The 12743-nt window shown below is 70.9% G+C and carries 10 protein-coding genes; 9 read left to right on the top strand and 1 reads right to left on the bottom strand.

Translation table 11 applies throughout. From position 1 onward, the window contains the following. Positions 1 to 101 precede the first annotated feature (101 nt). From H4696_RS04950 to H4696_RS04975, 6 genes are all read left to right on the top strand, one after another. Entirely contained in the window at positions 102 to 698 is a 597-nt protein-coding gene (locus tag H4696_RS04950; protein WP_086859730.1) for an NADPH-dependent F420 reductase, read from the top strand. A gap of 4 nt (positions 699 to 702) precedes the next feature. After that, entirely contained in the window at positions 703 to 1704 is a 1002-nt protein-coding gene (locus H4696_RS04955) for a zinc-binding alcohol dehydrogenase family protein (protein ID WP_086859732.1), read from the top strand. 24 nt (positions 1705 to 1728) lie between these two features. Next, positions 1729 to 2190: a nitroreductase/quinone reductase family protein gene (locus tag H4696_RS04960; RefSeq protein WP_086859734.1), complete on the top strand. Its 462-nt coding sequence runs from the start codon at positions 1729 to 1731 to the stop codon at positions 2188 to 2190. Positions 2191 to 2322: 132 nt separating this feature from the next. Next, entirely contained in the window at positions 2323 to 5169 is a 2847-nt protein-coding gene (locus H4696_RS04965) for a glycosyl hydrolase family 95 catalytic domain-containing protein (RefSeq protein ID WP_086859736.1), read from the top strand. Between the two features lie 113 nt (positions 5170 to 5282). After that, a complete protein-coding gene (locus H4696_RS04970; RefSeq protein WP_086859738.1) occupies positions 5283 to 5837 on the top strand; it encodes an RNA polymerase sigma factor in 555 nt (184 codons plus the stop codon). Positions 5838 to 5847: 10 nt separating this feature from the next. Next, complete coding sequence (locus tag H4696_RS04975) at positions 5848 to 6882, top strand: hypothetical protein (protein WP_225955588.1); 1035 nt, start codon at positions 5848 to 5850, stop codon at positions 6880 to 6882. Between the two features lie 129 nt (positions 6883 to 7011). On the opposite strand, the gene ctaD is transcribed toward H4696_RS04975, so the two are convergent. Then, positions 7012 to 8793 carry an aa3-type cytochrome oxidase subunit I gene (ctaD, locus tag H4696_RS04980; protein WP_420831494.1) on the bottom strand — a complete coding sequence of 594 codons (1782 nt, stop codon included), beginning with the start codon at positions 8791 to 8793 and terminating at the stop codon, positions 7012 to 7014. Positions 8794 to 9052: 259 nt separating this feature from the next. On the opposite strand from ctaD, the gene H4696_RS04985 reads away from it, so the two are divergent. From H4696_RS04985 to H4696_RS04995, 3 genes are all read left to right on the top strand, one after another. Further along, positions 9053 to 9280, top strand: a complete 228-nt coding sequence (locus tag H4696_RS04985; protein ID WP_143265061.1) for a hypothetical protein — start codon at positions 9053 to 9055, stop codon at positions 9278 to 9280. A gap of 147 nt (positions 9281 to 9427) precedes the next feature. Continuing rightward, positions 9428 to 11977, top strand: a complete 2550-nt coding sequence (locus tag H4696_RS04990) for a cation-translocating P-type ATPase (protein ID WP_086859740.1) — start codon at positions 9428 to 9430, stop codon at positions 11975 to 11977. Between the two features lie 138 nt (positions 11978 to 12115). Then, positions 12116 to 12727 carry a hypothetical protein gene (locus tag H4696_RS04995; protein ID WP_086859742.1) on the top strand — a complete coding sequence of 204 codons (612 nt, stop codon included), beginning with the start codon at positions 12116 to 12118 and terminating at the stop codon, positions 12725 to 12727. Positions 12728 to 12743: the final 16 nt, after the last annotated feature.

The raw sequence follows: 12743 nt of genomic DNA on the forward strand, positions 1-12743 counted from the left end.
CAAACGGAGTGTCCACGGAGGAGCCTGGCTTGACAGTTAATGATGATGACCGCAATCATAAATTATGATGACGGACGTCATCGAAGACTGAGAGGACGGTCATGGACTTCGCAACCATCGGCGCCGGGACGGTCGCGCAGGCGATCGCCGGGCACCTCGTGGCGGCCGGTCACAAGGTGACACTCAGCAACAGCCGCGGCCCGGACACGCTCCAGGACGTCGTGACCCGGCTGGGGCCGCTCGCGAGCGCGGGCACACCTGCGGAAGCGGCCGCCGCCGACATGGTCTTTCTCACCGTGAGGTGGCCCCAAGTCGGTGACGCGCTGGCCGGGCTGCCCGAGTGGGACGGCCGCATCCTGGTCGACACCACCAACAACCTGGACTCGATGCGGCCGTCCGTCGCCGATCTCGGGGTGGAGACGGCGAGCGAGTTCGTCGCCGAGCGGGCGCCGGGCGCGCGCGTGGTCAAGGCCTTCAACACCCTCTTCGCGCAGTACATCGCCGCCGATCCCCGGCACGCGGACGGGCGGCAGCTGCTGTTCTACGCCGGTGACGACGAGGCCGCCAAGGCGGATTTCCGCGCCGTCGCCGACGCCCTCGGATTCGCGCCGGTCGACGCCGGAACGCTGCGCGAGGGTGGCCGCCTGATGCAGGTCGGCGGCCCGCTTTCGGCGCTGCACGCCCTGAAGCAGGACTGAGGCCGTGAAAGCGTTGGCCTACGAGAGGGCGCACGCGCTCGATGCGTTCGCCATCGAGCTGACCGAAGTCGCCGAACCCCGGCCACGGGACGGTGACCTGCTGGTCGAAGTCCGTGCGATCGGCATCAACCCCGGCGAAGCCGCGATCCGGCGGACGCGCGGCGCCGAGCCCGGCGGGCGGGTCGTCCTCGGCTGGGAATTCGCCGGGGTCGTCGCCGCGGCCGGGCCCGCGGCCACCGGATTCGCGGCCGGGGACCGGGTGCTCGGCACCGGTGACTTCACCCGCGACGGCAGCTGGGCCGAGCGCGTCGCGGTCGACCACCGGGTGGTGGCCAAGATCCCGGACGGGCTCGCGTTCACCGACGCCGCATCGCTGCCCATCGGTGTCCTCACGGCCTGGGAATCGCTGTTTCGCGACCAGGACGCGCTGCCGCCCGGTGTCGGCCGCGTGCTCGTCGTCGGCGGTGCCGGCGGCGTCGGGTCGATGGCCACGCAACTGCTCAAGGCCACGACACCGGCATTCGTGATCGGCACGGCCTCGCGGCCCGAGTCGCGGAAGTGGGTGACGGCGATGGGTGCCGACCTGGTCGTCGACCACCGCGGCGACCTGGCCGGGCAGCTCCGCGCGGTGGGGATCGACCACGTCGACCTGGTGTTGTCGACCTCGGGCACCAGCGGCCGGCTGGGGGCGATCGCCGAGGTGCTGCGCCCCTTCGGGCACCTGGCCGCCATCGACCTCACCGGGCCCTTCGATGCGGGGGCCTTGACGGGCAAATCGCTGTCACTGCACAGCGAGATGGTGTTCAGCAAGATCGTGGCCGGCGGCGACGTCGGCAGCCAGGGCCGGATCCTCGCCCGGGCGGCGGACGACGTCGCGGCGGGCCGGCTCCGCCCGATCGCCACCACCGTTCTCGAGGGCCTGACCGCCGAAAACATGAAGTCGGCGCACGCCCTCGCCGAAAGCGGCCGGACCATCGGAAAGACCGTGATCCGGGTAACCGGCTGAAGGAAACGAAAGGATTTTCCTGATATGACAACGGATCTGCTCGACGGCGAATACGTCCCCAGTGCCGACGCGACGACCCGCGGCCAGGTCGAGCTCTACGAGCGCACCGACGGCCGCGAAGGCGCGACGATGGGGGGTGGTCCGGTGGTCGTGGTGACCATGCGTGGCGCCCGTTCGGGCAAGCTGCGCAAGGTCGCCCTGATGCGCATCGAGCGTGACGGCGTCTACGCCATCGGCGCGGCGGCCGGCGGCCAGGCTCGCAATCCCGGCTGGTTCCACAACCTCGTGGCGCACCCGACGGTGCAGCTGCAGGACGGCCCGGACCGCCGGCTGATGACCGCGCGGGTGGCCGAGGGCGCGGAGCGGGAGAGCTGGCTGGCCTACGCCGAGGAGCTCTACCCGTTTTTCGCCGGCCTTCGCGCCCGGGCCGTCGAGACCGGCAACCGGGCGGTGCCGTTGTTCCTGCTCGAACCCGCCGAGAGCTGACCATTCGTTTATTTTCGCGGCAGTAGCCGGAAATGAAACTTTCATTTCCGGCTGGACGTCCGTCGGAAATCTATGCTAAAACGCAAAAACCGTTTAGCAGTACGCCGTCCAGCGCGCCCGAGGAGGACGACGATGCCCGACCTGACCCGGCGGCAGGCGATCCGGCTGGGCGCCGCATTGGTGCCCCTCGTGTGGACGGCGACCGCGCGGCCCGGCTCGGCCGCGCCCGCGGACGTCCGGGCGGTGAACGACCTGGCGCTGTGGTACGACGAACCGGCCGGCACCGAGTGGCTGCGCGCGCTGCCGATCGGCAACGGCAGGCTGGGCGCCATGGTGTTCGGCAACACGGACACCGAACGCCTGCAGCTCAACGAGGACACGATCTGGGCCGGCGGCCCCCACGACTACAGCAACACCCAGGGCGCGGGGGCGCTGGCGCAGATCCGGCAGCTGGTGTTCGCGAACCAGTGGACGCAGGCGCAGTCCCTGATCGACCAGAAGATGCTCGGCTCCCCGGCCGCCCAGCAGCCGTACCAGCCCGTCGGCACCCTCAGCCTCGCGCTGCCCGGCGGCAGCGCCTCTTCGTACCAGCGGTGGCTCGACCTGACCACCGCCACGACGGTCGTCACCTACATCGCGAACAACGTGCGGTACCGGCGCGAAGTGTTCGCCAGCGCCGTGGACCAGGTGATCGTCGTCCGGTTGACGGCCGAGACGCCGGGCTCGATCACGTTCTCCGCGTCGCTGGGCACCCCACAGCGGGCGACGACGTCCAGCCCGGACGGCACCACGATCGCGCTGGACGGGATTTCCGCGGACAGCCGGGGCATCGCGGGTTCGGTCCGGTTCCTCGCGCTCGTCAGTGCCACCGCCGAGGGCGGGAGCATCAGCAGCTCCGGCGGCACGCTGCGGGTGTCCGGCGCCAACGCCGTGACGCTGCTGATTTCGGTCGGCACCAGCTACGTCGACTACCGCACGGTGAACGGGGACTACCAGGGCATCGCGCGGTCGCGGCTGGCCACCGCCCAGGCGATTTCGTACGACTCCCTGCGCAGCCGGCACGTGGCCGACTACCAGAAGCTCTTCGGGCGCACGACCCTCGACCTCGGCCGCACCGCCGCGGCCGACCAGCCGACCGACGTCCGGATCGCCCAGCACAACAGTGTCAACGATCCGCAGTTCGCTGCCCTGCTCTTCCAGTTCGGCCGCTACCTGCTGATCTCCTCGTCCCGACCGGGCACCCAGCCGGCCAACCTCCAGGGGATCTGGAACGACCAGCTGAACCCGTCGTGGGAGTCGAAGTACACCCTCAACGCCAACCTGCCGATGAACTACTGGCCAGCCGACGTCACCAACCTCGCCGAGTGCTACGAACCGGTGTTCGCCATGATCGGCGACCTCGCGGTCACCGGCGCCCGCACCGCGCAGGTCGAGTACGGTGCCCGCGGCTGGGTCACCCACCACAACACCGACGGCTGGCGCGGATCCTCCATTGTGGACTTCGCGCAGGCCGGGATGTGGCAGACCGGCGGGGCCTGGCTCGCCACCATGATCTGGGACCACTACCGGTTCACCGGCGACGTCGAGTTCCTGCGCGCCCGCTACCCGCTGCTGAAGGGCGCCGCCCAGTTCTTCCTCGACACCCTGGTGACCGAACCGTCGCTGGGCTACCTGGTCACGAACCCGGCGAACTCCCCGGAGCTGAACCACCACACGAACGCGTCCGTGTGCGCGGGGCCGACGATGGACATGCAGATCCTCCGCGACCTGTTCGACGGCTGCGCGGGCGCGTGCCAGGTGCTCGGCGTCGACGCCGCGTTCGCCGACCAGGTCAAGGCGGCGAGGCAGCGGCTGGCGCCGATGAAGGTCGGCTCGCGCGGGAACATCCAGGAATGGCTCTACGACTGGGTGGAGACCGAGCAGACGCACCGGCACATCTCGCACCTGTACGGGCTGTACCCCAGCAACCAGATCAGCAAGCGCGGCACCCCGCAGCTGTTCACCGCGGCCCGCAAGACGCTCGAACTGCGCGGCGACGACGGCACCGGCTGGTCACTGGCCTGGAAGATCAACTACTGGGCCCGCATGGAAGAGGGCGCCAAGGCGCACGACCTGCTCCGGCTCCTCGTGCGCACGGACCGGCTGGCGCCCAACATGTTCGACCTGCACCCGCCGTTCCAGATCGACGGCAACTTCGGCGCGACGTCCGGCATCGCCGAACTGCTGCTGCACAGCCACAACGGCGAGCTGCACGTGCTGCCCGCGCTGCCGCCCGCCTGGCCGGCCGGCAGCGTCACGGGCCTGCGCGGCCGCGGCGGCTACACGGTCGGTGCGGCCTGGAGCAGCGGCTCGGCGACGCAGCTGACCATCACGCCGGACCGCGACGGCGACGTCAACGTCCGCAGCCGGCTGTTCACCGCGGCCTACGAACTGCTCGACACCACGAGCGGCGCTCAGGTACAGCCGGTGACCGTCGAGGCCGGCTTGGTCCGCTTCGCCGGCCAAGCGGGCCACACCTACCGCGCCACCGCGCTCGGCGGGCCGCCGCCGGTGGTGGAACCCGGGGTGAACTACCGGCTCGTCGCCCAGCACAGCGGCAAATCGGCCGACATCAGCGGCGGCTCCACCAGCGCCGGGGCGGCGTTGATCCAGTGGCCGGCCACCGGCGGGCCGAACCAGCAGTTCGACTTCCTCGCCTCGGACGGCGGCTTCCACCGCGTCCGGTCCCGCGGCAGCGGCTTGGTCCTCCAGGTGGCGTCCACCGCCACCGGCGCCGACATCACCCAGCAACCCGACACCGGCGCCACGACCCAGCAGTGGCGGGTGACCGACCAGGGCAGCGGCGTGGTGAGCCTGGTCAACCGCGCCAGCGGCCTCGCCATGGACGTGTGGAGCGCCTCCACCGCCGACGGCGCGCGCATCTCGCAGTGGACCGTGACCGGGGCGGCCAACCAGCGGTTCCTGCTCCAGCGGGTGTGACGGCCACGTCGCCTGACCAGCGATGTTAGTCGTGGGGCGACGTAGCCTGAACGCTTTGAGCGCGCGCTGGCAAAGACGGGGTGTCAGGGCGAAGCGAAACCCCGAGGAGCTTCATGTCGTCAGACGCGGAACTGATCGGCAGGTCGCTGCGCGGAGACACCGATGCCTTCGTGGAACTGATCAGCCGGCACGAGACCGCCCTCGGGAACTATCTGGCGCGCAGAGTGGGGCGGCAGGCCGCCGAGGACGTGCTCGGCGACGTGTGGGTGGCGGCTTACGAGTCGCGTGCGAACTACGACCGCTCGTATCCCGAAGCCAGGCCTTGGTTGTACGGCGTCGCGCTGAACCGGCTGCGCCGGCACTGGCGGTCCGAACCGGCCGAAGAGCCGGCGCCGGACCTGACCGGCGTGGCGAGTGACTGGGACCCGTGGCCGGCGGTGGACGCCCGCGTGGACACGCAGGCACTGCTGAGCCGGGCACTGGCTCGGCTCAAACCGGAAGAGCGGGAAGTGCTGGGCCTGGTCGCCTGGGAGGACCTGACGGTCGCCGAGGCCGGGCGGGTGCTCGACATCCCGGCCGGCACGGCCCGCCGCCTGCTGCACCAGGCGCGCAAGGCATTGCGTGAAGCCCCCGAAGTGGTCGCGCTGCTGCAAGTCCCGACGACGTGAAAGACAACCCATGGACGAAATGGATCTCATGAAGAAGCTGCGCGACGTGCCGTCCCCCGGTCCCGAGGCCTACGACCGTGCCCGCACGGCACTGCGGACGGCGATGGCGGAACCCGTAGCCACGGTCGTGCGACCGAAGCGCTGGTTCTCCTGGCCCAAGGTCGGCGTCGCCGCCGTGGGCGCGGCCGCCGTCGCGGCGGCCGTGATGGTGGGTACGTCGGGCGGCAGCGTCCCGGCCGGCCCGTCCGCTCCCTCCGGCGCGGCCCCGCAGGCGGTCGAGGCCCCGCTGGTGAAGCTGGCCTCCGCGGTCAAGGCGGCCGGCACGCAGCCAGGAGACGCCTCGCTGATCATCAACACGAAATTCGGGCCGGACAACAAGCCGGACCACTACTACACGCTCTACACCGACAAGGGGCAGCAGTTCACGGGCGACTCGGCGAAGACCCTGGTGGACGCGGTCGCCAAGGGCCACGCCGAGCCCGCCACGCCGTACGACGGGAAGGTGATGGCGGCGGCCCGGCTCGCCGCGAACGGCGACGTCGAGAAGGCCAGGATCGCGATGATCACCGCGTCCAACAACGCCCTCGGAGTCGGCCTGAGCCCCGCCGAGGCCGAAAAAGCCTGGGCGGCCGCCCAAGCAGAGACCGCGGAGGTGTTCCGCAAGATCGGCAAGCCGGTTCCCGCCCCCAAACCGCGTCCGACGGGCAAGGAGCTGGAAGACCTGATCGACAACCACCTGTGGAGCAACGCGGAACACGCGCTGTTCGCCAACGCCGCCGACGCGGAGGTCCGCGCGGGCGTGCTCAAGCTGTACGCGACCATCCCGGGCATGGTCGTCGGCAAGACGAACGTCGACGGCCAGGCCGCGCTGACCCTCACCCCGCCCCCCGCCATCCTGGGCGGCAGCACGGACGTCCTCATTGTCAACGCGGACAACGGCCTGCCGATCCGTGAGGAGATCACGTCGGCGGAGTCCAAACGCTATGTGGTGAACTACAAGTCTTCTCGCGTGACCCTCGCCGACGTGGCCGCGGGCAAGATCTGATCCTCGTACCGAACGGTCTCGTTGAGCGGAATGTGCCGACCATCGCCTGCGGCCGGCCCGCGCAGGATCCCGTTCGCCTTTTCGATCACCGCTCGCGAATCCAAGGCTTCGTGCGTCCGGTGAAGCCGATCATCCGGCGGGGCCGCCGTGGTTGCCGCCGCCGGGAGGGGCTGTGGTGTCGGCGGCGAGTTCGGACGGAGCGCGCCGGCGGCGGCTGAACGGGGTGTGGTGTTTCTCCTCGTGCAGGCGGGCGACCAGGTGCGGGTAGTGCAGTTCGAAGGCCGGTCGTTCGGAGCGGATCCGCGGCAGCTCGTGGAAGTTGTGCCGGGGTGGCGGGCAGGTGGTCGCCCATTCGAGGGAATTGCCGTAGCCCCAGGGGTCGTCGACGGTGACCTGCTCGCCGAACCGGTGGCTTTTCACGACGTTGTAGACGAACGGCAGCATGGACAGCCCGAGGACGAACGCGCCGATGGTCGAGATGGTGTTGAGCACGGTGAACCCGTCGCTCGTCAGGTAGTCGGCGTAGCGGCGGGGCATGCCCTCCGCGCCGAGCCAGTGCTGGACGAGAAAGGTGGTGTGGAAGCCGAGGAAGGTGGTCCAGAAATGCCACTTGCCGAGGCGTTCGTCGAGCATCCGGCCGGTCATCTTCGGGAACCAGAAGTAGATGCCGGCGAACGTCGCGAACACGATCGTGCCGAACAGGACGTAGTGGAAGTGCGCGACGACGAAGTAGGAGTCGGTGACGTGGAAGTCCAGCGGCGGGGAAGCCAGGATGACGCCGGTCAAGCCGCCGAACAGGAACGTCACCATGAAGCCGATCGACCACAGCATCGGCGTTTCGAAGGTGATCGCGCCCTTCCACATGGTGCCGATCCAGTTGAAGAACTTGATCCCGGTCGGCACCGAGATGAGGAACGTGAGGATGGCGAAGAACGGCAGCAGCACCGCGCCGGTGGCGTACATGTGGTGCGCCCACACGGCCATCGACAGCCCGGCGATGCCGAGCGTCGCGAACACCATGCCCTTGTACCCGAACAGCGGTTTGCGCGAGAACACCGGCACGATCTCGGTGACGATGCCGAAGAAGGGCAGGGCGACCACGTAGACCTCGGGGTGGCCGAAGAACCAGAACAGGTGCTGCCACAGGATCGCCCCGCCGAACTCGGGATCCAGGGCGTGGGCGCCGATCATGCGGTCGGCCAGCAGGGCGAACAGGCCGGCGGTGAGGATCGGGAAGATCGCCAGCACGAGGATGCTGGTGACGAGGATGTTCCAGGTGAAGATCGGCATCCGCCACATGGTCATGCCGGGACAGCGCAGGCACACCACGGTGGTGACCATGTTGACCGCGCCCAGGATGGTGCCGAGGCCGGACACGATCAGCCCGGCGATCCACAGGTTGGCGCCGATGCCGGGGGTGTGGATGGAGTTCGACAGCGGGATGTAGGCGAACCAGCCGAAGTCGGGGGCGCCGCCCGGGGTGAGGAACGCCGACATCACGATGAGCCCGCCGAACAGGAACAGCCAGTAGGAGAAGGCGTTCAGCCGCGGGAACGCCACGTCCGGCGAGCCGATCTGCAGCGGCAGGATCATGTTGGCGAACCCGAACACCGTCGGGGTCGCGTACAGCAGCAGCATGATCGCGCCGTGCATGGTGAACAGCTGGTTGTACTGCTCCGCGGACAGGAACTGCAGACCGGGACGGGCGAGCTCGCCCCGCATCAGCAGGGCCATGAGACCCGCGGCCAGGAAGAACGCGAACGCGGTCACCATGTACATGATCCCGATCAGCTTGGGATCGGTGGTGTGCGCCATGCGCACGAGCAGGGCGCCCTTACGGCCTGGCCGGGCTTCGCGGAGCCGTCCCGGCACCGGCGTGGGCTGGATCGGCTGTCGCGATGTGTCAACCACAGCGCATCACCTTCGATCGACGGTGTCGCTCGGTGCCCATCGAGGGTAATCGAACGCCCCGCGTCGCGTACAGGCTTGCTCGTGGTGGTCGTGCGGCCGGACCGGGCCGGGGCCTCGCCGCCGCGGGCCTTACTGCCTCACCGGACGGGATGATCGGCCCGCCGGCACCGGGCTTTGGCCTCTGCTCGCAGTCCTCCTCCCGACGCCACCATCGAAGAACCGGCACCACGCCGGTACCTCTCCTCCGTTGGGAGGCGTCATGACCTTCGCTCATCGCACCCGCGACCCCGGGCCGGCCCGGGAGGGCGGTTTTCCCGCCGGGTTGCCCGTACGCGCGCACAGCGGCCAGTTCAGCGGGCGGACCGGAGTCGTGGTGGACCGCACGCCCGACCTGCGGCCCGGCTCGGTCTGGGTCGAGTTCACGCCGGGGCACGCCCGGCTCGTGCCCGGCTACCGGCTCGACGCCGCGGAGCTGTCGGACAACTGAGCGCCCCGGAGCGCGGTCGGCGCCGACTTGGGGTCATTGGGCCCTGTCCCCGGGTTCCTTACGCCCTGCCTCGCCGCACCGGCGGCCCGCGAGTATCGAATCCGGCGATCGGGACCGGCCCGGTGGAGCGGACGACGGGAGTACGGCGTGACGGGCGCACAGACGGTCGGTCGGGCGGCGGGCCTCACGAGCGGTGAAGCGGAACTGCGGCTGCGTCGCGACGGGCCGAACAAGCTGCCCGCGCCGCACCGGCGGAACCCGGTCTTCGTGCTGGCGGCCCAGATGCTGCACTTCTTCGCCCTCATGCTGTGGGGCGCGGCCGGCTTGGCGCTGCTCGCGGGCATGCCCGCGCTGGCCATCGCGATCGCGGTCGTGGTGGTCCTCAACGGCGCGTTCTCCTTCGCCCAGGAGTACCGCGCCGACCGGGCCGCCGACCGGTTGCGGGACCTGCTGCCCGTGCGGGCGACCGTGCGACGCGACGGCAAGGCGGTCGTCGTCGACGCCGTCGAGCTCGTGGCCGGTGACCTGGTGCTGCTCGAGGCGGGCGACCGGGTGTGCGCGGACGCCACGCTCGTCGAGAGCGGGCGCCTGTCGGTCGACGAGTCGATGCTGACCGGCGAGAGCAAGCCGGTGCGCCCGGAGGAGGGCAAGCCCGTCTACGCGGGCACCTACGTGACCGAAGGCCACGGCGCCGCGGTCGTCACGGCGACCGGCGCCCGTACGCGGCTCGCCGGGATCTCGGAGATCACCGCCGGCGCGGTGCGGCCGCGCAGCCCGCTCGCCGCGCAGCTGCACCGCGTCGTGCGGGTCGTCGCGATGATCGCGATCGCCGTCGGGGTGGTGTTCTTCCTCGCCGCGCTCGGGCTCGGCCGGACGAGCACGGAGAGCCTGCTGTTCGCGATCGGTGTCACCGTGGCGCTGGTCCCGGAAGGACTGCTGCCCACGGTGACGCTGTCCCTGGCCCGCGCCGCGCAGAAGATGGCGGGCCGCAACGCGCTCGTCCGGCGGCTGGAGTCGGTGGAGACGCTCGGGGCGACGACGTTCATCTGCACCGACAAGACCGGAACGCTGACCCGCAACGAAATGTCGGTCGTGTCGGTGTGGACGCCCGCGGGCTCCGTCGACGTACGCGGTGAGGGGTACCAGCCGGCCGGTGAGCTGACCGGCTCCGCGGAGGCGGTCGCGGCCGCCGCCGCGCTCGCCGACAGCGCCGCGCGCTGCTCGCCGGACGCGCACGCCGTGCAGCGGGCCGGGAAGTGGTTGCCGGTCGGCGACCCGATGGAGGTCGCCCTGCACGTGCTCGCCGCCCGGGCGGCGGTCGGTGCGCCGCCCGAGCCGGTCACCCGGTACCCGTTCGACCCGCACCGCCGTCGTTCGTCGCTGGTCGACGCGGACGGCCTGCACGTCACCGGCGCGCCGGACACCGTCCTGCCGTTGTGCCCGGGGCAGGACGGCGAGGCCGCCGCGGCCGTGACGGCGATGAGCGCCCGCGGCCTCCGGGTGCTCGCCGTGGCCCGGCGCCGCGAGGTGCGCGGAACCGAGGCGGCGGAGCAGGACCTGGAGCTGCTCGGGCTGGTGGGGCTGCAGGACCCGCCGCGGCCCGACGTCGGCGCGGCCATCGCGTCGTGCCGGCAGGCCGGGATCAAGCTGGCCATGGTGACCGGCGACCACCCGGGCACGGCCGCCGCGATCGCCGCGGAGGTCGGCTTGCTCGGTGAGTCGGCCCTCGTCGTCGAAGGCAAGGACCTCCCCGCTTCGGACGACGAGCTGGCCGAACTGCTCGACACCGACGGCATCGTGGTGGCCCGCGTCGCCCCGGAGGAAAAGCTCCGGATCGCCAAGGCACTGCAGTCCCGCGGTCACGTCGTGGCCATGACCGGGGACGGGGTGAACGACGGACCGGCGTTGCGCACGGCCGACATCGGCGTGGCGATGGGGGCTTCGGGCAGTGACGTCGCCCGCGAGGCCGCCGACCTGGTGCTGCTGGACGACCACTTCGGCACGATCGTTTCGGCGATCGAGCTCGGGCGGTCCACGTTCGCCAACATCCGCCGGTTCCTCACCTACCACCTCACCGACAACGTCGCAGAACTCGCGCCGTTCGTCGTGTGGGCGCTTTCGGGCGGCCGGATCCCGCTGGCGATCACCGTGCTCCAGGTCCTCGCCCTCGACATCGGCACGGACCTGCTGCCCGCGCTCGCGCTGGGTGCCGAACCGCCCAACCGCCGCACGATGTCGGGACCGGCACACGGGGGCAATCTCATCGACGGGCGGGTCGTCCGCCGGGCGTTCGGCGTGCTGGGGCCGGCCGAAGCCGTCGCGGCGATGGTCGCTTTCCTGGCGGTCCTGTTCGCCGGTGGCTGGCAGTTCGGGACGGCGCCCACCGGGACGTTGCTCGCGATCGCGTCCGGCACCGCGTTCGCCGCGATCGTGCTGGGCCAGCTCGCCAACGCCTTCGCGTGCCGCAGCGAGTCCCGCTGGATCGGCCGGATCGGCTTGCGCGGCAACGCGTTGCTCGGCTACGCGGTGCTCTTCGAGGCGGCGATGCTGGCGGTGTTCCTGCTGGTGCCGCCGCTGCCCGCACTGCTCGGCGGCGCGCTGCCCGGGCCGGCGGGGTGGGGCTGGGCGCTGCTCGCGGTGCCGGTGGTGTTGCTGGCGGACACCGCCCACAAGGCGTGGCGGGCGCGTCACCGGTGACTGCCGGTGGGGATCCGCCGGGTACAAGGACTCTCGAAGACAGGGCTTTGCGTTCTCGCGGCTGCTTCCGGCACATGGCTACGGTTTCTCCGACCGCAGAATCGCGGGATCGACCGGACGTGTCCGAGGTGAGCAGCGATGACCAAAGTGATCTTTCGCCTGATGGGTGTCGCTGCTCTCCTGCTTCTCTGGCGCGGCGTCGTCACCTTCCCGACGTACGCCGTGGTCGCTTGGGCGGCCATGAGCGTGATGATCGGCATGGGTGTCTGGCAGTGGGCCGACGATTCCCGCGGGCGGGTGCGGATTTCGCCGGCGCGGGCGGGCGTGGGTGCCGCCGCGACCGCGTTCGTCGCCGGTGTCGTGGGTGCCGAGATCCTCGTGTGGTCCGGATTCCTCGTCGGTTCCGGGGTGCTGGCGGTCGTGGTGGCAGCCGGAGCGTGGGGCGTGCGGCGGGGATCTCGCGGCGGGCCGGCGGTCAGTGTCCGGACGACCGTGCCCGACGCGGCCATCGAGGAGCTCTGCCTGGTCTGGCGCCGCAGCGGCGAGGAACTGCGGCGGGTTCCGGACGACGATCCGGAGCGCGGGCAGCTGGCCGAGGTCCGGCAACTCCTGCTCGAGGAGATGGAACGACGCGACCCCGCGGGTTTCCGCCGGTGGGTCGACAACGGCGCGATGACGGGCACCGAGCCCTCGGCCTTCATCCACCCGGACCGCGGCTTCGCCGAACCCGGTTCCGCCGCGGCGGGCTGAGACCGCGGCGGGAGGT

The sequence above is a fragment of the Amycolatopsis lexingtonensis genome (genome assembly GCF_014873755.1).
Taxonomy (GTDB): domain Bacteria; phylum Actinomycetota; class Actinomycetes; order Mycobacteriales; family Pseudonocardiaceae; genus Amycolatopsis; species Amycolatopsis lexingtonensis.